Below are 20,858 nucleotides of genomic sequence, written 5' to 3' on the forward strand. Positions count from 1 at the left end.
CACTTAACTGTAACATAAACTGAGATTTATTCCGTAGCGAGAATTAATACTCCTGCGGCTAAATAAATCACTTGCCTTAAAATATGTATGTCACAAAGATTAGCTTAAAAAAAAGCCACTAAGTAAATTACTTAATGGCTTTCCAATGACATACTATAAAGTATGTTAAATTTTATAACTTCAACAACAAGGTCATAAAATACTGTTTAAAACGATTAGATATTTTCAATCGCTGTATTTAATGTCGCACTTGGACGCATTGCTGCAGATACTTTAGCTGGGTCAGTGTCGAAATAACCACCTAAATCAACTGCAACACCTTGTGCATCGTTAAGCTCTTGTACAATTTTAGCTTCATTGCTTAATAATACGTCAGCAAATGGTTTAAATTGTGCTTGTAGCTCAAGATCTTTAGTTTGTGTTGCTAACGCTTCAGCCCAGTACATCGCTAAGTAGAAGTGGCTACCACGGTTATCTAATTCTTTTACTTTACGAGAAGGAGATTTATCTTCTTTTAAGAATTTACCGTTAGCAGCGTGTAATGCTTCAGCTAAAATAACTGCTTTTTCATTACCTGTTTTCGCTGCAATATCTTCGATTGAAACAGCCAATGCTAAGAACTCACCTAAAGAATCCCAACGTAAATGATTCTCTTCAACAAATTGTTGAACGTGCTTAGGTGCAGAACCACCCGCGCCTGTTTCAAATAAACCACCACCAGCAAGCAATGGAACAATTGAAAGCATTTTAGCACTCGTACCCAACTCTAAAATTGGGAATAAATCTGTTAGGTAATCACGTAATACGTTACCCGTTACAGAAATAGTGTTTTTGCCTTCTTTAACACGTTGTAAAGAGAATTTACATGCCTCAACAGGTGTTAATATTTGAATATCTAAGCCACTTGTATCATGGTCTTTTAAGTATTCATTTACTTTAGCAATCAAGTTTTTATCGTGTGCACGATTTTCATCTAACCAGAAGATTGCAGGTTGGCCAGTTGCTTGTGCACGACTTACAGCTAAACGAACCCAATCACGGATTGGAATGTCTTTAGCTTGACACATACGCCAGATATCACCGGCTTCAACATCGTGAGACATTAATGTGTTGCCCGCAGAATCGATGACGTTAACAGTACCCGCTTCTTTGATTTGGAATGTTTTATCGTGTGATCCGTATTCTTCAGCTTTTTGAGCCATTAGACCTACGTTAGATACATTACCCATTGTTGCAGGGTCAAATGCACCATTCTCACGACAGAATTTAATCGTTTCTTCGTAGATACCTGAGTAACAACGATCTGGAATTAATGCTTTAGTATCTTCAAGCTTGCCTTCTGCATTCCACATTTGACCACTAGAACGCACCATTGCTGGCATAGAAGCATCGATGATCACATCACTTGGCACGTGTAAGTTAGTGATACCTTTATCAGAATCAACCATCGCTAAGCTTGGACGAGTTGCATATACCGCAGCAATATCCGCTTCGATAGCCGCTTTTTGATCTGCAGGTAAGTTAGCAATTTTTGCGTAAACATCACCTAGACCATTACGCTCATCAACACCTAACTCTTTAAATAAGTCTGCATGCTTAGCAAATACATCTTTAAAGTAAACAGTTACAGCGTGACCAAACATGATTGGGTCAGATACTTTCATCATGGTTGCTTTAAGGTGTAAAGAAAGCATGATGTTGTTTTCTTTCGCTTCCGTCATCTCTTTTTCATAGAAAGCACGTAATGCTTTTGCACTCATACGAGATGCGTCAATTAATTCATCTTTTAATACTGGTGTTGATGCTTTAAGTACCGTTTTTTCACCAGCAGCATTAGTAAATTCTATTTTCACATCATCATCTTGGCCTAAAACAACTGATTGCTCAGAGCTATAGAAATCACCATCATCCATGTCTGCAACATGAGATTTAGAATCTTTAGACCATTTACCCATGCGATGTGGGTTGTCTTGTGCGTATTGTTTAACCGCATCGGCAACACGACGGTCAGAGTTACCTTCACGTAAAACAGGGTTAACTGCACTACCTAATACTTTTGCGTAACGCGCTTGTGCATCTTTTTCTTCTTCAGTAGTCGCTACTTCAGGGTAATTTGGTAACGCAAAGCCATGTGCTTGTAATTCTTTGATAGCGGCATGCAATTGTGGAATTGATGCGCTTACATTGGGTAATTTTATGATATTTGCTTCGGGCGTTTTCGCTAAGTCGCCTAGTTCGGCTAGGGCGTCAGCTTGCTGTTGTGCAGGAGGTAATTTATCAGAAAAGTTAGCAATAATTCGAGCAGCTAGAGAGATGTCACGCGTTTCTACAACGATGTTTGCAGCTTTAGTAAATGCATTAACGATTGGTAATAGAGAGTGAGTTGCAAGCGCAGGTGCTTCATCTGTTTGTGTATAGATGATCTTTGCTGATTTATCTGTCATTTTATTTCCTTTAACAAAAATTTATGAAGTGAATTGTTAGCGTTAAAAATGTTATCAAATTGTTACGCATAATAATTACGCGCATATCATATCGGAAAAAACAAAATTATCTAGTTTCAGACCCTTAAGTCATCGATTAAAACGAGATCAAGATCATTATTTGTGAACTTGTGCTTGTTACCATCAAGTAATTAAATAATGTCAGATAGCGCTATTTGATACTGATAAACATAACATTTCATAAGCAACTCTGCCTTAATATTTTATTCTGCTACAATGTTTTTTTTTGACTGCTTTTAAGGGCAACAAATGAACCAACCTCCAATAAAAAAAACCAATAGCACATTTAAAGCAGACGCAAAGAGCAGTCCACGAAAAACCAAAAAACCTTCGCATTTTAATGTTAAAAAAGCAGCGCATAAAACCTTTGTTCCGAAAAAAGCACTACCTAAAGCAATGCAAAAAATCGTTTTATTTAACAAACCTTTTGATGTGTTAAGCCAATTTACCGATGAAGGCAACGCTGACAGCTTTCGAGAAACCTTAAAAGACTACATTACGATCCCTAATATCTATGCTGCGGGTCGTTTAGATAGAGATAGTGAAGGTTTATTGGTACTAACTAATGACGGGCAATTGCAAGCGGACATCACGCAGCCAGGTAAAAAGACGGAAAAAACCTATTGGGTACAAGTTGAAGGTGCGCCAAAGGAAGCTGACTTAGACAAATTACGTCAAGGTGTGAAATTAAAAGATGGTATGACCTTACCTGCAAAAGTAAAAATAATGGACAACCCTAATATTTGGGAGCGATACCCTCCGATACGCGAACGAGCGAACATTCCTACTACGTGGTTAAGCATTACCATTTCTGAAGGGCGCAACCGACAAGTACGCCGAATGACTGCTAATATAGGCTTTCCGACATTACGTTTGATTCGTTACTCCATTGGCGAATGGACCATTAAAGGGCTTGATAACGGGACTTTCAAAGTACTTTAAAAAGCAATCAGCTATTTAACAAGCAATCAGAGTTTTAACAGTAAAAAGCCCGAAACATAAATTTACTCAGAACCAACTCTGAATGGATTCGGGCTTTATCGATTTATTACTACAAGTGACCTAAAGCCCACAAAAATTAATATCTAAAAAGCCCCGCTCTTTAAAACTCATTGTTAAAGCTGTTAAATGTGCTTTGCTTTCAAACTGGCGGGTATAAAAAGCCTGATGATTTAATGGGGACTTGTTTAATGGGTAATTGTTTAATCGCTGAGAACTTGATAACTGTTCATCTAATAACTGATCGCCCAATGATAGAGGATTTAATAACTGCTTTACACGCAACGCAATCGCTTGCCCAGAGTCAACTAAATGAACCGACCGAGCGAAACAGGCACTGATTTCTTCTTTGAGTAGAGGGAAATGAGTACATCCTAATACTAATGTATCAGGCATGTTATCTTCATTCTTTAACCAAGGTGCTAATATTGCTCTAAAACTATCTACATCAAGTACTTTCCCTATCAACTTATCTTCAGCTAATTTAACCAATTGAGTAGAGCCAATACGCAGTACCGTTTTATCAGCGGCAAACTCATTAATTAACGTATCGGTATAAGCACGCTCTATAGTACCCGGCGTTGCTAATAATCCAATCACATTATTAGCAGTGATTAAAGTAGCAGGCTTGATGGCCGGGACAACCCCAACAATTGGTATAGTAAAGTGCTGACGTAATGCATCAAGCGCGACTGTACTCGCGGAGTTACACGCGATGACAATTAAATCAACCGAGTGCAACTGCATAAATTCAGTTAATAATTGTGTTAGCCGATGAATTAATTGTTCTCTTGGCAGTTCACCATAGGGGAAGTAAGCATTATCAAACAAATATTGACACTTGATAGTAGGATTATATTTAACTATCTGTTCGTAAACAGATAAACCACCGACTCCAGAATCAAATATAAGTACTCGTTTGGCTGACATTTTCTACTTCCTTGGCAAAAAAAGTATTTTAGCCTGTAATCAAAGCATAAAGAAATAAAATGATCATTAACCTGATAATAATGATGGTCGGTTTTAGCTAGCCAACAGCTACTCGCTGTTTTAGAATGCCCCTCCATTTAAATGCTATTGAAAAATAGTCAGTGATAGATATAAAAAACAGAGGTTATTATGAGCTTAGAATTTGTTGATCCGGATAATTATGAATCACAATTAGACGCTAAAAAAGAGCAATTTACAGCTCTCTTTTCAACCTTTGAACTCCCTGAATTAGAATGTTTCGATTCACCAAAAACACATTACCGTATGCGCAGCCAATTTCGAGTTTGGCATGAAGATATGGACCTGTATTTTTACATGACCGACCAAGAAACGCGCCAGCGTATACGTGTAGAACAATTTGTCCCTGCGAGTGAATTAATTAATCGATTAATGCCTCGCCTAGTAGAGGAATTAAAAGTATCACCCATTCTTCGCTATAAATTATTTCAAGCTAATTTTTTATCAAGCATGAGTGGCGAAATTATGGTGAGCTTTCTTTACCATAAAGTTTTAGATGATGAATGGTTAACGGCGATTAAAACATTAAAAGCCCGCTTATCTAAAGAGTTTAAGATTAACTTTATTGGTCGAGCACGCAAACAAAAACTGATTGTCGATCATGACTATGTAGTAGAAAAACTAAATGTAGATGGGCAACAATTAATATATCAACAAGTTGAAAATAGCTTTACCCAACCTAATACAGAAGTTTCGATTAAAATGCTTGAGTGGGCTATCGAATGTACACGAGATAGTGAAGGTGATTTATTAGAACTGTACTGTGGTAATGGTAATTTCTCTTTAGCATTGGCAAAGAACTTCAACCGAGTATTAGCGACAGAAGTCTCTACTCCATCGGTTAATTCTGCACAATATAATATTGCCGCAAATAATATTGATAACGTGAAAATTGTTAGAATGTCTGCTGAAGAATTTACTCAAGCGATTAATGGCGAGCGAGAGTTTAATCGTTTAAAAGAAAAAAATGTCGATTTATCTAGTTATCAATGTAATACCATTTTCGTTGATCCACCACGGGCTGGCCTTGATGATGATACCGTTGAAATGGTACAAAAATATGACAACATCATGTACATCAGCTGCAATCCTGAAACATTAAAAGCGAATCTTGATGTATTTACTCAGACACATGAGATTAAAAAATTCTCTCTATTTGATCAGTTCCCTTATACACACCATACCGAAGCGGGTGTGTTTTTAGTTAAAAAGCATTAACTATTCAGAAGACTATTTGTTATCTAACCTTATTTTTTTTATTTAAACGATGAATGGGAGATTGAGTCGTTACTAAAAATCAAAAACGGGTCGATAAATACAAAAAAGCTACATACCTAAGTATGTAGCTTTTTATTTTTACACTTAACTTACGCGCTTATTAGCTAACTAAAATCAAGTCGTGGCTAGATGCTTATTAAAAAAGTTGATACTTCTATCCCAAGCAAGGTCGGCCATGGTTGGAACGTAGCGAGCTGTTGAGTCATTATGAAAACCATGATTGGCTTTTTCATACATATGCATTTCATAATCCACATTATATTTTTTTAAGTCCGCTTCATATTCTGGCCAATACGCATTCACCCTTTTATCAAGTTCAGCTAATTGAATTAATAAAGGTGCTTTAATATTTTTTCTTAATTCTGCTTTAGCAGGGGTTCCGTAGAACGGCACACCCGCATCCAGCGTTTCAGGGATAGTTGCTGCCAGCATATTGACAATATAGCCACCAAAACAAAAACCTACTGCACCTAGTTTTCCATTACTCTGTGGATGTGTTTTTAAATAATTAGCTGCTGCAATAAAGTCTTCTTCAATTTTATTTTTATCTAACGAACTTTGCATCTTTTTACCTTGGTCATCATTACCTGGGTAGCCACCAAGTGAATGTAAGACATCAGGGGCAAAAGCAATAAACCCTGCTTTTGCCAAACGACGAGCAACATCTTTTATGTAAGGATTTAAGCCGCGATTTTCATGAATAACCAACACCACAGGTAATTTACCGTCTACAACTTTTGGTGTAACAAAATAGCCTCTGCCTTCACCGTGCCCTTTCGGTGATGGGAATGTTTGGTAGGTTGCAGTTATATCATCATCATTAAATGAAATTTGTTCAGCGAGCGCATAATTAGGCGTTAATGCCGTTGAAAGTGTTGCTAAGGTAATACCGGCTCCTGCAATACCAGCTAGTCGTCTTAAAAATGTACGTCTATCTATATCTCCATGAGCATATTCATCATACCAGTCAAAGGCTTCTTGGGGGATCTGCATGCTAGGCTGGTTTTCTGGTGCTTTAGTTATATTAGCTTTATTTGTTATATTAGCTTTATTAGTCATATTCACACTCTCATTATTAATAAATTATTACATTTAAAAACGATCGTTCAAACAATAACCAATTTAAAACCTAGTGTAAAATTTATTCTTAATCATCAGTGATCATCAACCTATTCCTAGCGTCATTTTTCATATCTTTATTATTTTTGCAAGGATGTAACGATCTAATAATCGATAAAGTGAATAATAACTTAGTGCAGTGAAAACGATTTAAATAGTTTTAATTGACGGCTTTAATATAAGAGCCAATCACTGTTACTGCATATTGAGCTTGTATCTCAGCTAACGCAGAAGCGATATGTTGATCTTCTTGATGTCCATCTATATCAATAAAAAAGTGATAATTACCTATTTGTGAACGAGTAGGACGAGACATGATAGAGGTTAAATTTACTTTTTGCATTGCAAAAGCACTGACAATACTACCTAAAACACCCGGACAATCTTGTTTATTATTAACAACCAAAGTGGTTTTATATTCTTTATCCTGAATCCGTGCTTGAGGTGTTTCAGAAAGTACTAAAAAACGTGTTTGATTATTAGCATAGTTGGTTACGTCATTATCAACTATGCTTGCTTCAGTCGCTTGTGATAAAGCATGTTGCGGAATAATTGCACCAGCCGATTTACCTTTTTGTTGCGCTAACACCAAGGATTCAATATTGCTTTGCGTGTTGTGTATTCTAACACCTTCCAATCCATTGATGAATTCAGAGCATTGCCCATGAGCAACAAACTGCACATACAAATCACGTAGATCAGAGAATTGCTCACAGAATCCAACAAATGAGAATTGAATCGGCAATAGCAGTTCAGAGATAACAAACAGCTTAGTATCCAATAATTGGTCTAAAACTACCTGCACATAACCTTCGGATAAGTTTTCAATGGGTAAAACACCTAATTGACAGTCTTTGCCAACGGCTTGAAAGGTTTGTGATAGCGTAGAGTAATATTTAATATCAGTATTGGGGACGGGATCTTTATCTTGAATAGCTTGAATATACTGCTTAGTAGCGAGATCTGAGAATGTATCTTTAGGGCCAAGTGTCGCGATAGTAAGCATAGAATACCGAGTTGATCTTAGAGAGGGTAAATAAAAAGGTGAGCCTGAGCTCACCTGATAATATTCTAACTATTTAGAAGTCCATGTTAGTTTTTAATTTCTTAAGGGCATTCGCTTCTAACTGACGAACACGCTCCGCAGAAATATCATAACGTGCAGCTAAATCGTGTAAAGTGGCTTTTGGCTCACTCAACCAACGAGAATTTAAAATATCTTGGCTACGTGCATCTAACGTTGATAACGCTGAATACAATTTATTCTTTGTATGAGACTCAGTATTTTCTTGCTCAATTTGAGTTTCAACGCTTGCACTTTTATCTTCAAGATAGTGCATCGGTGCAAAGGTATTGTCATCATCGTCATTAACACTTAAATCAAAAGATTGATCTTGAGCATTTAAACGAGACTCCATTTCAAGTACATCTTTAGTACTTACATTTAACTCTTCAGCAACCGCTTCTACTTCTTCTTTTTTGAACCAACCTAAACGTTTTTTAGATTTACGTAAATTGAAGAATAATTTTCGTTGTGCTTTTGTCGTTGCAATTTTTACAACACGCCAATTACGGATCACGTACTCATGAATCTCTGCTTTAATCCAATGCACAGCAAAAGAAACAAGACGCACACCCACAGTTGGGTCAAAGCGTTTAACCGCTTTCATTAGTCCTACATTACCTTCTTGAATTAGATCCGCTTGCGCTAAGCCGTAACCAGCATAACTTTTAGCAATGTAAGCAACAAATCGAAGATGCGACATGACTAATTTTTTTGCGGCTTCTAAATCACCTTTGTAATATAGACGCTCTGCTAACTCTTGCTCTTCTTCAGCGCTTAGCTTAGCAAATGAGTTTACAGATTGAACATAGGCTCCAATACTTCCTTGAGGAACTAGACTCATTGAATTTATTGTTTCACTCATGTTTTACCTTAATACTTGAAGTTTTAATAATAAGTGTTTCGATACTAATCAAACACTCTATATTATACAGTATCAAATTGAAAATAAAATATTTTACTTACCTAATAACCCTAACTGGCTATCAAAAAATTGAAGTAACATCTTTTATCTAACTTGCGTTTTACAAAACGGGATAACCAATATTGTCCGATACTATGATGTTGAAAAACATCTCGAAAATGTAATGAATTGATACGCATAATCTGACCATCAAATAGATCAAAAGTTCCGTAAGCAACCAACCGCCCATCAATACGAATAACAAGAATTTCTTTACAATTAGCAATCAAATCAATCAGCGTCATGCCTTTATGGAAGGCCATTTGTTCTTGAATGAGCACTTGGCATGTAGGTGACGAAATGGGTAACAACTGAATATCAACATTTTTTTTCATAAAACACCTGAAATCAAATTCCCTTAGCAAACCCGTGAAGTAGATCACATATTACAGGCAAAACAAAAGAGATCAAGCAGTTGTTTTTGATTTATTTTTATAAAAAATTGGTATTAAGTTATTCCATAAGCGTCTAAAAGCAGCAATTATAGTGATTAAAATTACTTCGGTTCAATCTTCACAAGGTATTGTTTTACAGATATAAATGAAGCAATAAAACCTAATAGAGCACCAACAATAAGTAGTGTAATAGATTCATCAAAATTCAATGATATTATTTGAAATTGAGCCTGATAAAGGCCGGTTAAATTCATCACCCCAGATTCCAACCAGATAACCAGTATCCAAGAAAAGAACCAAGCAATCACACCACCCAAAAATCCATACCAAGCTCCGATATAAATATAAGGTAATTGGATAAAACTGTTGGTTGCTCCGACTAATTTTAGTACTTCTATTTCATCACGTTGATTAAGTATGTTAAGCCGGATCGTATTACTAACAATTAATAACACAGATAATAATAATAATGTTGCAATACCAATGACCATATCAACCACAAGATAGAAAATAGCCTGTAACTTTTCTATCCAATCAATATCAACACTTACCAAGTCAATATCTTGCTCTCGTTCAAGTTTAGCCACTAGTAATTTACTGCCTGCTGCATTCATCGCCGATTTAACAGGTACAACCACCAGCACTGCAGGCAATGGATTTTCATCTAAATAACTTAATGCCTTTGAAAAACCAGACATCTCTTTAAACTCTAACAATGCTTGATGGCGCGAAATATAAGTAACGGCTTCAATATCTTCATACAAACCTAACTTATTAATCAGTACTTGTACCCGTTCTTCAGAAATATTCTTTTTTAAAAAAAGGCTTACCTCTGAGGCGCTGTCCCATTGTCCGCTAACGCGCTCTACATTTTTATAAACTACATGGAAAACAGTGGGTAAAGATAGTGCGACACCTAATACTAGAATTGTCATCAAGGTTGCAAACGGCGTTTTCCATAATTCAAAAAAACTATGGATAACCTGATGTACATGCTGTACGAGCGTTGCTTTAACACGACCAATAAAAGACACTTTATTAATTTTAGGAGAGCCAGATAGCTTTCTTTTTGCGCCCATCTTGTTACTCATTACGTTCCCTTAATAAGCCGTCATTGATCATATCACCATCACGTAATGTCAGTGTACGGTAACGCATCTTAGCAATTAGCCCTAAATCATGTGTGGCAATCAACACGGACATACCAAATTGATTTAAAGATTCAAACAAGGTTAAAATTTCTAATGATAATTTAGGATCTAAGTTACCAGTGGGTTCATCTGCTAATAATAAAGGAGGTTGATTAATAATTGCTCGCGCTATACCTACTCGTTGTTGCTCACCACCTGATAAGTTGATGGGAAAACTGCTTTCTTTCCCCGTTAATCCCACTTTATCTAAAGCCGCTAAACTACGCCGTTTAATTTCATAACGGCTGTAACCTTCAATTAATAAAGGCAAGCCAACATTTTCAAGTACGGTACGATTCATCAATAAACGATGATCTTGAAAGATCATACCAATATGACGACGTAAATAGGGAATATCATTGCCTTTAATATGACTGATATCATTGCCATTTAAAACAATACGCCCCGTAGTAGGGCGCTCCATCAGGCTCACCAGCTTTAATAAAGTACTTTTACCAGAACCAGAGTGGCCGGTAATAAAAGCCATTTCGCCTTGTTTTAAATGAAAGTCTACTTTATTTAAAGCGATTTGCTCATCGGCATAAATTTTGCTGACTTCTTCGAATAATATCATTATCTATTTTACCTTATGACTCATCTTCTTTAGAGAAAAGAGCATCGATAAACTCTTTGGCGTTAAACTCCCTTAAATCATCAATGCCCTCTCCCACTCCGATATAACGGATAGGCAGTTTAAATTGGTCCGCAATAGAGAAAATAATCCCCCCTTTTGCCGTACCATCAAGCTTAGTAAAGGTCACGCCTGTCAATCCTACGGCTTGGTTAAATAATTTAACTTGGCTAATCGCATTCTGACCAGTACCCGCATCAATTGTTAACATGATTTCATGAGGGGCAGTTGGATCTTTTTTACGCATGATTCGTACTACTTTTGCCAACTCGTCCATCAAGTGATCTTTATTTTGTAAACGGCCAGCTGTATCTGCAATTAACACATCGATACCGCGAGCTTGCGCTGCATCCATTGCATCAAATAAAACCGATGCACTATCTGCCCCCGTTTGCTGAGCAATCACAGGAATGTCATTACGCTCCCCCCAAACTTGCAACTGCTCAACAGCAGCGGCACGGAACGTATCACCGGCAGCAAGCATCACTGACTTACCTTCCTGTTGGAATTTTTTCGCTAATTTACCGATAGTGGTTGTTTTACCAACACCATTTACTCCAACCATTAAAATAACATAAGGTTTTTTAGTTTCATCAATCACTAATGGCTTTTCAACTTCATGCAGTATATCTGATAAGTCTTTTTTCAATAACTCATAAAGAACTTCTGCATCTTTTAACTGTTTACGGTCTGCATGCTCCGTTAAATTATCAATGATACGCAATGTCGTCTCAACACCGATATCCGCGACAATAAGTTGCTCTTCTAGTTCTTCAAATAGCTCATCATCAATTTTTTTGCCTTTAAATAACGATAATAAACCACTACCAATATTAAGCCGTGTTTTCTTTAATCCAGCAGCAAAACGAGCAAAGAAACCTAATGTATTTTTTTGTTTCTCTGCTTCAACTTCTTTTTCAGCAACTAACTTTGCCTCTATCTCAGCTTCTTGTGCTGCTTCTTCATTTGCCTCACTTTCTACCTGTTGACGTGCTAATTCAGCATTTTTTTGTGCTTCTTGATATGCCAATCTTGCTTTAGCAGCTGCCTCTTGTTGAGCTACTATTTCTAACTGACGTTGTGCTTCTTCCGCTGCCGCTTTTTCTTTTGCTTCAAGTTCAGCTTGCTTACGTGCTAACAGCTCTGCGCGTTTGACTGCTAACTCTTTTTCTATTAGCTCAGCTTGCTCTTTTTCGGCTAGCTCTTTTTCTACTAGCTCGGCTTGCTCTTTTTCAGCTAATTCTCTTTCTATTAATTCGGCTTGACGTTTTGCTTCTTCAGCAGCGGCGATCTCTTGTGCTTCAAGTTCAGCCTGCTCGCGTGCTAATAGCTCGGCTTGCTCTTTTTCAGCTCGCTCTCTTTCTATTAGTTCAGCTTGACGTTTTGCTTCTTCAGCAGCGGCGATCTCTTGTGCTTCAAGTTCAGCCTGTTTGCGTGCTAATAGCTCGGCTTGCTCTTTTTCAGCTCGCTCTCTTTCTATTAGTTCAGCTTGACGTTTTGTCTCTTCAGCAGCGGCGATCTCTTGTGCTTCAAGTTCAGCCTGTTTGCGTGCTAATAGCTCGGCTTGCTCTTTTTCAGCTAGCTCTCTTTCTATTAGTTCGGCTTGACGTTTTGCTTCTTCAGCAGCGGCGATCTCTTGTGCTTCAAGTTCAGCTTGTTCACGTGCTAATAGCTCAGCTTGCTCTTTTTCTTCTTGCTCTGTTTTCTTAGCTGGTTTTTTTGAAAACCATGAAAACAATCCTTTCTTTATAGACATTGATTAAAAACCTTACTAACAACCTGTTTACCCTGCTAAAATAGCAATCGTATTGAAATGCTATATTAACACTATGCTTGCCGGACTAAAAATTATATGAGTAAAAATCATCGTACTTTAACCAAAGAAAACAATAGAAAATCAATGAGTGACGGATTTATCCGCTTAATCTCTGGTCAATGGCGAGGAAAAAAGCTTCCCGTTAAAGATAAACAAGGATTACGACCAACAACGGATCGCACAAAAGAAACTCTTTTCAATTGGTTAATGCATGATATTCGAGCTGCAAATTGTTTAGATTGTTTTAGTGGAAGTGGCAGTCTAGGTTTCGAAGCGTTGTCTCGTTATTGTCAATTCTGTACTTTCTTAGAGCTTGATAAACAAGTAGCTAAGCAGCTACAAATTAACTTAACTTCATTAAACGTGGAAAATGCGCAAATTATTCAAGGTGATTCATTAAAATACCTGCACCAAACGGCGACTCAAAACTACGATGTGGTTTTTATCGATCCTCCATTTAATCTAGGCTTAGCTCAACCTTGTATAGAACAATTAGAAGCAAATGGATATTTAGCCAATGGATGTCTTATTTATGTGGAAGTTGAAAGTAGCTTAAACACGTTACAAACTCCTGATAACTGGCAACTATTGAAAGAAAAAACATCGGGCCAGGTTCGTTATCAATTATTTTCAAGAGGTTAAAAAATGGCTTACTTTATTCCCTTTGCAAAGTTTTTAATGATCATTATTTGGACCTTGTTGCTTGCTAATTTATTTTTTCCATTCCCTGGAAAAGCTGCAATGGCCTTTTACTTTTTATTAGCCTTTGTGATTGTAATGCATGCGATCCAATTGTTAGTTATTTATGGAGCATTTGCTGAAAAGCTAAAGTTAACCAAAAAAGAAGCTTTTGAAATTTTCTTTTTTGGTGTATTTAAAATGTGGCAATTAAAAGCACGCCTTTTATAAACACGCTTTCTATCACTGCACATTTTTAAAAAATGGCGAATAAAAAAGGGTGAGCATTATAAATGCTCACCCTTTTTTGTCGTCTTCACTTCATTCCGTTGAGATTGACCGCATCCTTGTGGCTCCATGACAATGCTTTCCTAAGCAACTCCCCTTGCCAATCCTTTGGCGGTTCCTTATCCCTGTAAACAGTTCCACTGCAACGATGCTACTTCCTTTACTTGCTGCTAAGTATAAGAAATTATTCGCAATTAGTTATTACATGAAATAGAAAATAGTTTCTAAACAGCCCAAACAACATAGATAAAAGTTTAAAAAGAGTTTATTTTTCAGCATGTTAAATAAAATTAATAAGATAGGGAGAGAGATTACTTTCTTAAATAAGGCAAATAACAGTATCTAGGATGGTTGATCTCTTAGGGTAAGTTTATCTCTGTGCAGAATAAGCCGCAGCCAATAATAAAAAAGTCACCGTAGTGACTTTTAATGGAGCATATTTTAATAAGTTAAGCTTTTTGCTTAGGCAATATCTTTGGTTATTGTCCCCACTCGATAATGCCATCTACTTTTTTACCATCTTCACTTACCACTAACCATTTTATATGTTTTTCGCGCATTAATTCTTCAGCTTCAGTTAGACGCGCTGAAGCAGAAATTAAACGTGGTGTAGGATTCATTAAATGTTCAGCTTGGCTATCAACAATACTTTCACCTGCAATTAAGAAACGACGAACATCACCATCAGTGATCACACCCTGTAAATTGCCATCTTCTAACACCAAAGCTAAACCGGTACGAGTTTCAGTCATCACCATTAACACATCAGTCACTGACGTATCAGCACTTACAACCGGTAAGTTATCACTGCGCATTTCATCGCGAACAAAAGTTAATAAACGCTTACCTAAGCTACCGCCAGGATGAAAGCGAGCAAAATCCATTGGACTAAAGTCTTTTTCTAACGTGAGCGTATTCGCAAGTGCGTCACCGATCACTAAGGTCAAGGTAGTAGAAGTGCTTGGTGCTAGGTTATTAGGGCAGGTTTCTTTTTCTACGCTTGCATCGAGTACAACATGAGAGTTTTTAGCAAGTGTCGATGTTGTGCCACCGGTAATTGAGATGATTTTATTACCAAAGTGTTGCAGCGATGGAATTATTTTTAGTATCTCATCTGTTTCGCCACTATATGAAATTAATAGTAATACATCTTCTTTTGTTACCATGCCTAAATCACCGTGAAAAGCTTCACCGGGATGCATAAAAAAAGAAGGCGTTCCAACAGAGGCCAGTGTAGCTGCTATTTTAGTACCGATATGGCCTGATTTTCCCATTCCAGAAACAATCACACGCCCAGTACAGTTTTTCATTAAAGCCAACGCTTGAAGATACGCTTCGCCGACCTGTTTACTATGTGTAGTAATTGCCGCACTTTGTACTTCAAATACGTTTTTGAGTTCTTTTAACAATTGAGACTCTGGCAATGCAAAACGGGACATGAAAATTCCTTAGTATAGGAGGAGAAATAATAAATGAAGAAATGGTCGGTATGGGAGGATTCGAACCTCCGACCCCTGACACCCCATGCCAGTGCGCTACCAAACTGCGCTACATACCGATTTATGTAAGTCTAATTATTTATCATGAAGTTGCAACAAAAAAAGCAAGTCTAAGCGTAAACAATAAAGAAAAAGTAACGTAATTGAAACGGATTGACATATTGTGACAAAGATTGAGGCAAAAGTTGAGGCAAAAAAATACCCGCTCTCGGCGGGTATAGTAGACTACTTAAATACACTCATTCAAATGAATAAGAAATTATAAACAATCAAACTCAACTAAAGGTTCAACTTCAGCATCATAATCAACACCGTCGATACCAAAACCAAATAATTGTAAAAATTCATCTTTATAATCTTGGTAGTCTGTTAGTTCAAACAGATTTTCAGTGGTAATTTGAGGCCATAGTTCTGTACAGGCTTGTTGAACATCATCACGTAACTCCCAATCATCAAGACGTAAACGACGTGCTTCATCTGTTGTAGGAGCTGAGCCATCAGCTTTAAATAACTGTGTAGTAAACAGACGGTGAATTTGTTCCATACAACCTTCGTGTAAACCTTTTTCTTTCATGATTCTAAAGACCATTGAAAGGTATAAAGGCATAACAGGGATAGCTGAGCTTGCTTGTGTCACAACACTTTTTTGTACTGAAACATAAGCTTCACCATTTAAAGCAGCTAATTGAGATTGAATAGCGGTAGATGCACGATCTAAATCTAATTTCGCTTTACCTAATGCGCCATTCCAGTAGATAGGCCATGTTAATTCAGTGCCGATGTAAGAGTAAGCAACGGTTTTAACACCTTCAGCTAACACACCCGCATCTGCTAGTGCATTGATCCAAAGCTCCCAATCTTGTCCACCCATAACGGTAACAGTATTAGCAACTTCTTCTTCAGTTGCAGGCTCTACTGATGCTTCAATGATCACGTCTTTGTTAGTATCAATAGCAGTTGAAGTGTAAGTTTCACCAATTGGTTTTAGGCTTGAACGAATAACTTCGCCCGTATCAGGTAATTTACGCACAGGCGCAGCAACAGAATAGATGATTGCATCAATTTGACCTAAGTCAGCTTTGATTGTATCGATAACAAGTTGCTTTGTTTCGTTAGAGAATGCATCGCCATTAACGCTTTTAGCGTATAGACCATCTTCTTTAGCTTGTTTTTCAAATGCAGCACTGTTGTACCAACCTGCAGAACCCGTTTTACGATCAGTTGCAGGTTTTTCAAAAAACACACCAATTGTTGAAGCATCACTTCCATATGCAGCTGCAATACGAGAAGACATGCCGTAACCAGCAGAAGAACCAATCACTAATACACGTTTAGGACCTTTTTCAATTTTGCCTTGTGCTTTTGTGTATTCAATTTGTGCTTGGATGTTTTTTTCACAACCGGTTGGGTGTGTAGTAGTACAAATAAAGCCACGAATCTTAGGTTTAATGATCATATTTTTTCGCTCTTATGGTATTTGAAACCTTTAATAAGGGTAGTAATGATAGAAAATCACCGCACTCGCATTAAAGGCGTAAGTAAAATTATCGCTAATATACCTGTTCTCTGGGAAAATGCCAAAAAACAGCTAAGGCTAATTAAAACCTCTATCGGGTTAACTTATTAGACACCTGTTTTTATTAAACACAAATCAGGTCTATCGCCATTTAATCCCATCGCTTGTTTTATAAATTGTTTTTTCAATGGTGCTATATTACTGGCCATTAATAGTGCGACGTCTCTCACCAATTTTTGCACAGGATTTGCACCATTAAATAATTGTTTCAAACCTTCCATGGAAGCAATCATTTGGATCGCTTCGGCTTTACGCCAACGTTCAAAATGACGCAAATGAGGGTATAAACCAATATCATTACCTAATGCCGTATGTTTGATTAATTCCTGCCCTAAACACGCGGCATCAAGTAAACCTAGGTTCACGCCCTGACCAGCTAAAGGATGAATAGTATGCGCAGCATCGCCAATTAAAGCGACACGATGTTTTGCAAAATCTCGAGCATAACGCATGCTTAAAGCAATGCTTTGACGTTGGCCTTGTACTTCACAGGGACCTAGGCAATTGTCAAAGGTACGACTTAGATGTTGATTGAAGGTTTGATCATCTAAAGCCAGTAAAGCTTTTGCTTTTTCAGGCGGCAAAGACCATACGATAGAACTAAGATGTTGTTGGTATAAAGGCAAAAAGGCGAGTGGTCCTTCCGGGGTAAATATTTGACGAGCACAAGCTTGGTGATTTTCAACGGTTTTTATCGTAGCAACAATAGCATGATGCTCATAATCCCATTGTGTTAAAGGAATATTAAGCTGTGTTCTTACCCATGAATTAGCACCATCGGCAGCTACCACTAACTTTGATGTCAGTTGTTTGCCACTGTTTAATGTTAACCAAGCTTCCCCCTCTCCGATAGCCATACTTTGTAGTGAATCGGGACAGAAAAAAGTGACATTTTGCTGTTGTTGTACACTCTGTTGTAAAGCTTGCTGTAAATTTTTATTCTCTACAATGTACCCTAAGTCTTTTTGGTCGACTTGTTTGGCATCAAAGTCAATTTTACCAAAGCTATCTTTTTCCCATACTTGCATCGTATGGTACGGCGTAATGCGTTGCGCTTTTAGTAATGGCCAAATGCCTAAATTATCAAACAGGGTTTTGCTAGCAAAGCTAATCGCACTGACCCTACTTTCAGGGGCATCACTTAACGCCACTGTTTCATTAGCTTCAATGATAGCAATAGATAAATGACTTTTAGCTAAACATTTGGCTAATGTTAATCCAACCATTCCGCCACCGACAATGGTGACATCGTAAGACTGCATCATGATAAATTCTCACTGTTGAACAAATCAAACTGGCCTTTAGCTTGTTCGATAATGGGTTCTGATAAAAAAGGGAAACAGCTCATTGCTTGCAAACCAATATTACGAGGAATGCTCAATAATGGATATTGATTACTGAATATTCTCACTAAACTATCTGTCATCAAAATTGTGCGATGATGATCTTTAGCGCGACATTGCCAATAAGTATTTAACATTGAAAATGAGCCAATATGTTGTACTTCAGATTGAGTGATCACCTTCGCTAAAACAAATAAATCACGTAACCCCAAATTGAAGCCTTGCCCTGCAACAGGGTGTAGACTATGCGCCGCATTACCAATACATAAAACGCGATGAGCAACCGGCTTAGTTGTTTTTACTAAGCTTAACGGATAAATATCTCGCTTTCCTGTTTCTTCAAATATACCTGCACGAAAACCGAAATGTTGCTGTAATTGAGCAAGAAACAAGTGATCCGGTAATTCTGCAATTTGCGCGGCTTGCTGATGCTCAACGCAATACACTAATGAATAGCGGCCTGCAGTTAACGGTAATAAAGCAATAGGACCGCTTTTACAAAATCGCTCATAGGCAATATTTTGATGTGGTTTAGAACAACGAACATTACAGATAATGGCACTACGGTCATAGCTATAGCGCTGTGTGTCTATTTTAGCTAGTTCCCTGACTTGGCTTTCACTGCCATCGGCGCCCACACATAATCTTGCATCAATATGCTGACCATCACTGAGTTCACAACTAATTGCATCAATACCTTGTTGAAAATGTTTGAGCTTTACATTATATCGTGTCGTTAGCGATGGAAAAGCGCCTAATGCTCTTGCCAGAACTTTCCCAACATGTTGCAGCTCAACAACATAGCCAAAAGTTTCGCCTTTATTATTCGGCATTAAACCTAAGGCTCCAAAGTAGCCTTTATCTGATACTTGGATTTTGTCGATGGCTTGTGCATTAATTTTAATATCAGACCATAATGCTAGCGAGTCTAAAATATCAACCGACCCAGCGTTCAAAGCAATACAACGCGCATCGAAGCTAGGGTTACGTTGCTTGTCAGATAATGTTTTAGTCGCTAGAGACAGGTCCCTTTCAACACGCTGCTCGTTTTCATCTAACAATAACACCTTAAGTTGATCATTTTGCTTCAACAAAGATAACGCTAATAATGAGCCAGATAGACCAGCACCTACAATGACGATGTCATAACTAACGTTATCACATCGCTCATCTGAAACAGTGTCAACCGTAGTAATGTTGTTTTTAACCATGCATCAATGCTTCAATATCTTGAATGCTTTTTGGCACTGCCGAAGTCAAAATTTCGCATCCAGTGTCGGTAACAATGACATCATCTTCAATACGAACACCAATACCTTTCCAACGATCTTCAACATCTGCATCATTACTAATATAAAGCCCAGGTTCAATGGTGATCGCCATGCCTTTTTCTAAGAGGCGCGGTATTTCGATACTGCCAGAATTCCCGACATCGTGCACATCTAAACCAATAAAGTGGCCTAAACCATGCATATAAAAGTCTTTATATTTTTCTTCCTGGATCAGAGTTTCAAGGTCACCTTGCAAAATACCCAAAGCTAATAAACCTTCACACATTTTACGTACAACCAATTTATTGATCGCTAAAACACTGATATTCGGTTTCACTTGCTCAAGTGCAAATAACTGACAATCTAGGACTAATTGGTAAATAGTCGCTTGCTCTTCAGTAAAGCGACCATTAACAGGAAAAGTACGTGTAATATCGCCAGCATAACCTTGATATTCAGCACCCGCATCAATCAGCACTAAGTCACCATCCTTTAGTTGCTTATCATTTTCGGTGTAATGCAAAATACAGGCATTATTACCACCAGCAACAATACTGTTATAGGCAATATCACGCGTCCCCTGCCTTGCGAATTCATATTCAACTTCTAATTGCAATTGGAATTCCCACATACCCGGTTTACACTGTTGCATTGCTCGTACGTGGCCAAGTGCAGAGATCTCCCCTGCTTTACGCATTAACTCTTTTTCAGCATCACTTTTGAATAAGCGCATTTCATGTAACTGCGGTTGCCAATTTAAAAACTGATTGGTTGCAATTAAACCACTACGTGTTTTATTACGTAACTTATTGAGAATAGTTTGCAAGCGAGTATCTAAACTTAAACCACTTAATACCGGATAATATACTGTCTCGATGCCGGTTAATAAATCCGCTAGAATCACTTCTAACTCATCAATAGCAAAGGCTTGATCCATCGACAATTCAGTAACGGCAGCCGCTTGACCTAATCGATAACCATGCCAAATTTCTGCCGTTTTATCTTTTCTGCGGTTAAATAACACACTGCTAATTAACCCTTTTCTTTTGATCAATAACAAGCATGCTTCCGGCTCATTAAATCCAGTCAGGTAATAAAAATCACTATTTTGACGAAAACGAAATTCGGTATCGTTACTTCGGATCAATTCTTCATTAGCAGGGAAAATAGCCATACTGTTGTCCAGCATACTATTAGAGAATAAATGTCGGCGAGTATTAAATTCAGTCATGTGCT

18 protein-coding genes and 1 tRNA gene are annotated in these 20,858 nt (G+C 37.6%); 4 read left to right on the forward strand and 15 right to left on the reverse strand.

Annotated features, from left to right (window positions below):
• Window positions 1-215 precede the first annotated feature (215 nt).
• On the reverse strand, window positions 216-2,444 hold the full coding sequence (locus MT391_RS16095) for an NADP-dependent isocitrate dehydrogenase (RefSeq protein ID WP_499499000.1): 2,229 nt from the start codon (window positions 2,442-2,444) through the stop codon (window positions 216-218).
• A gap of 309 nt (window positions 2,445-2,753) precedes the next feature.
• Here MT391_RS16095 and MT391_RS16100 point away from each other — a divergent pair, with 309 nt between their 5' ends.
• The gene (locus tag MT391_RS16100; RefSeq protein WP_166370672.1) at window positions 2,754-3,446 is read left to right on the forward strand and encodes a pseudouridine synthase; all 693 of its coding nucleotides are present in this window, start codon (window positions 2,754-2,756) and stop codon (window positions 3,444-3,446) included.
• Window positions 3,447-3,566: 120 nt separating this feature from the next.
• Here the strand turns inward: MT391_RS16100 and murI are convergent, their stop codons facing one another.
• The gene (murI, locus tag MT391_RS16105; protein ID WP_499499002.1) at window positions 3,567-4,433 is read right to left on the reverse strand and encodes a glutamate racemase; all 867 of its coding nucleotides are present in this window, start codon (window positions 4,431-4,433) and stop codon (window positions 3,567-3,569) included.
• 189 nt (window positions 4,434-4,622) lie between these two features.
• Here murI and trmA point away from each other — a divergent pair, with 189 nt between their 5' ends.
• Window positions 4,623-5,729 (forward strand): tRNA (uridine(54)-C5)-methyltransferase TrmA, encoded by a 1,107-nt coding sequence (trmA, locus tag MT391_RS16110; RefSeq protein WP_499499004.1) that lies wholly within the window; start codon window positions 4,623-4,625, stop codon window positions 5,727-5,729.
• A 174-nt stretch (window positions 5,730-5,903) separates the two neighbouring features.
• On the opposite strand, the gene MT391_RS16115 is transcribed toward trmA, so the two are convergent.
• From MT391_RS16115 to ftsY, 7 genes are all read right to left on the reverse strand, one after another.
• On the reverse strand, window positions 5,904-6,848 hold the full coding sequence (locus MT391_RS16115; protein WP_499499006.1) for a dienelactone hydrolase family protein: 945 nt from the start codon (window positions 6,846-6,848) through the stop codon (window positions 5,904-5,906).
• A gap of 220 nt (window positions 6,849-7,068) precedes the next feature.
• Window positions 7,069-7,914 carry a prephenate dehydratase gene (locus MT391_RS16120; RefSeq protein ID WP_499442413.1) on the reverse strand — a complete coding sequence of 282 codons (846 nt, stop codon included), beginning with the start codon at window positions 7,912-7,914 and terminating at the stop codon, window positions 7,069-7,071.
• Between the two features lie 73 nt (window positions 7,915-7,987).
• The gene (gene rpoH, locus MT391_RS16125) at window positions 7,988-8,836 is read right to left on the reverse strand and encodes an RNA polymerase sigma factor RpoH (protein ID WP_166370680.1); all 849 of its coding nucleotides are present in this window, start codon (window positions 8,834-8,836) and stop codon (window positions 7,988-7,990) included.
• Window positions 8,837-8,946: 110 nt separating this feature from the next.
• On the reverse strand, window positions 8,947-9,270 hold the full coding sequence (locus MT391_RS16130; protein WP_166370682.1) for a hypothetical protein: 324 nt from the start codon (window positions 9,268-9,270) through the stop codon (window positions 8,947-8,949).
• Window positions 9,271-9,431: 161 nt separating this feature from the next.
• Window positions 9,432-10,421 carry a permease-like cell division protein FtsX gene (gene ftsX, locus MT391_RS16135; protein ID WP_166370684.1) on the reverse strand — a complete coding sequence of 330 codons (990 nt, stop codon included), beginning with the start codon at window positions 10,419-10,421 and terminating at the stop codon, window positions 9,432-9,434.
• Window positions 10,414-11,094, reverse strand: a complete 681-nt coding sequence (ftsE, locus tag MT391_RS16140; RefSeq protein ID WP_166370686.1) for a cell division ATP-binding protein FtsE — start codon at window positions 11,092-11,094, stop codon at window positions 10,414-10,416. Before ftsE ends, ftsX begins: the two co-directional genes overlap by 8 nt.
• A 13-nt stretch (window positions 11,095-11,107) precedes the next feature.
• Window positions 11,108-12,907 carry a signal recognition particle-docking protein FtsY gene (gene ftsY / locus MT391_RS16145; RefSeq protein ID WP_499499008.1) on the reverse strand — a complete coding sequence of 600 codons (1,800 nt, stop codon included), beginning with the start codon at window positions 12,905-12,907 and terminating at the stop codon, window positions 11,108-11,110.
• A 96-nt stretch (window positions 12,908-13,003) separates the two neighbouring features.
• On the opposite strand from ftsY, the gene rsmD reads away from it, so the two are divergent.
• Entirely contained in the window at window positions 13,004-13,609 is a 606-nt protein-coding gene (gene rsmD / locus MT391_RS16150; RefSeq protein WP_499499010.1) for a 16S rRNA (guanine(966)-N(2))-methyltransferase RsmD, read from the forward strand.
• Between the two features lie 3 nt (window positions 13,610-13,612).
• On the forward strand, window positions 13,613-13,876 hold the full coding sequence (locus tag MT391_RS16155; RefSeq protein WP_499499011.1) for a DUF1145 domain-containing protein: 264 nt from the start codon (window positions 13,613-13,615) through the stop codon (window positions 13,874-13,876).
• Window positions 13,877-14,412: 536 nt separating this feature from the next.
• Here MT391_RS16155 and MT391_RS16160 read toward each other — a convergent pair.
• From MT391_RS16160 to pepP, 6 genes are all read right to left on the reverse strand, one after another.
• Window positions 14,413-15,372, reverse strand: a complete 960-nt coding sequence (locus tag MT391_RS16160; protein WP_166370694.1) for a KpsF/GutQ family sugar-phosphate isomerase — start codon at window positions 15,370-15,372, stop codon at window positions 14,413-14,415.
• Window positions 15,373-15,414: 42 nt separating this feature from the next.
• Window positions 15,415-15,491, reverse strand: a tRNA-Pro gene (locus MT391_RS16165).
• Between the two features lie 200 nt (window positions 15,492-15,691).
• Window positions 15,692-16,888, reverse strand: coding sequence for an enoyl-ACP reductase FabV (fabV, locus tag MT391_RS16170; protein ID WP_499499012.1), 1,197 nt, complete (start codon window positions 16,886-16,888; stop codon window positions 15,692-15,694).
• Window positions 16,889-17,055: 167 nt separating this feature from the next.
• Window positions 17,056-18,273, reverse strand: a complete 1,218-nt coding sequence (locus tag MT391_RS16175) for an FAD-dependent monooxygenase (RefSeq protein WP_499499014.1) — start codon at window positions 18,271-18,273, stop codon at window positions 17,056-17,058.
• Entirely contained in the window at window positions 18,270-19,562 is a 1,293-nt protein-coding gene (gene ubiH, locus MT391_RS16180; RefSeq protein WP_499499015.1) for a 2-octaprenyl-6-methoxyphenyl hydroxylase, read from the reverse strand. The genes MT391_RS16175 and ubiH overlap by 4 nt, the downstream gene beginning before the upstream one ends.
• Window positions 19,555-20,853, reverse strand: coding sequence for a Xaa-Pro aminopeptidase (gene pepP / locus MT391_RS16185; protein ID WP_499442512.1), 1,299 nt, complete (start codon window positions 20,851-20,853; stop codon window positions 19,555-19,557). The genes ubiH and pepP overlap by 8 nt, the downstream gene beginning before the upstream one ends.
• Window positions 20,854-20,858 lie beyond the last annotated feature (5 nt).

Source organism: Vibrio sp. 1-Bac 57 (genome assembly GCF_037546855.1).
In the GTDB taxonomy this organism is placed as follows: Bacteria; Pseudomonadota; Gammaproteobacteria; order Enterobacterales; family Psychromonadaceae; genus Psychromonas.

Excerpts from the sequence above, each read along its gene's own strand:
- MT391_RS16100 (WP_166370672.1), top strand. The coding sequence starts at position 2,754 with ATGAACCAACCTCCAATAAAAAAAACCAATAGCACATTTAAAGCAGAC.
- MT391_RS16160 (WP_166370694.1), bottom strand. The coding sequence starts at position 15,372 with ATGTCCCGTTTTGCATTGCCAGAGTCTCAATTGTTAAAAGAACTCAAA.
- MT391_RS16120 (WP_499442413.1), bottom strand. The coding sequence starts at position 7,914 with ATGCTTACTATCGCGACACTTGGCCCTAAAGATACATTCTCAGATCTC.
- ftsY (WP_499499008.1), bottom strand. The coding sequence starts at position 12,907 with ATGTCTATAAAGAAAGGATTGTTTTCATGGTTTTCAAAAAAACCAGCT.
- rpoH (WP_166370680.1), bottom strand. The coding sequence starts at position 8,836 with ATGAGTGAAACAATAAATTCAATGAGTCTAGTTCCTCAAGGAAGTATT.
- rsmD (WP_499499010.1), top strand. The coding sequence starts at position 13,004 with ATGAGTAAAAATCATCGTACTTTAACCAAAGAAAACAATAGAAAATCA.
- MT391_RS16095 (WP_499499000.1), bottom strand. The coding sequence starts at position 2,444 with ATGACAGATAAATCAGCAAAGATCATCTATACACAAACAGATGAAGCA.
- ubiH (WP_499499015.1), bottom strand. The coding sequence starts at position 19,562 with ATGGTTAAAAACAACATTACTACGGTTGACACTGTTTCAGATGAGCGA.
- MT391_RS16155 (WP_499499011.1), top strand. The coding sequence starts at position 13,613 with ATGGCTTACTTTATTCCCTTTGCAAAGTTTTTAATGATCATTATTTGG.
- MT391_RS16130 (WP_166370682.1), bottom strand. The coding sequence starts at position 9,270 with ATGAAAAAAAATGTTGATATTCAGTTGTTACCCATTTCGTCACCTACA.
- ftsE (WP_166370686.1), bottom strand. The coding sequence starts at position 11,094 with ATGATATTATTCGAAGAAGTCAGCAAAATTTATGCCGATGAGCAAATC.
- murI (WP_499499002.1), bottom strand. The coding sequence starts at position 4,433 with ATGTCAGCCAAACGAGTACTTATATTTGATTCTGGAGTCGGTGGTTTA.
- fabV (WP_499499012.1), bottom strand. The coding sequence starts at position 16,888 with ATGATCATTAAACCTAAGATTCGTGGCTTTATTTGTACTACTACACAC.
- trmA (WP_499499004.1), top strand. The coding sequence starts at position 4,623 with ATGAGCTTAGAATTTGTTGATCCGGATAATTATGAATCACAATTAGAC.
- MT391_RS16115 (WP_499499006.1), bottom strand. The coding sequence starts at position 6,848 with ATGACTAATAAAGCTAATATAACAAATAAAGCTAATATAACTAAAGCA.
- MT391_RS16175 (WP_499499014.1), bottom strand. The coding sequence starts at position 18,273 with ATGATGCAGTCTTACGATGTCACCATTGTCGGTGGCGGAATGGTTGGA.
- ftsX (WP_166370684.1), bottom strand. The coding sequence starts at position 10,421 with ATGAGTAACAAGATGGGCGCAAAAAGAAAGCTATCTGGCTCTCCTAAA.
- pepP (WP_499442512.1), bottom strand. The coding sequence starts at position 20,853 with ATGACTGAATTTAATACTCGCCGACATTTATTCTCTAATAGTATGCTG.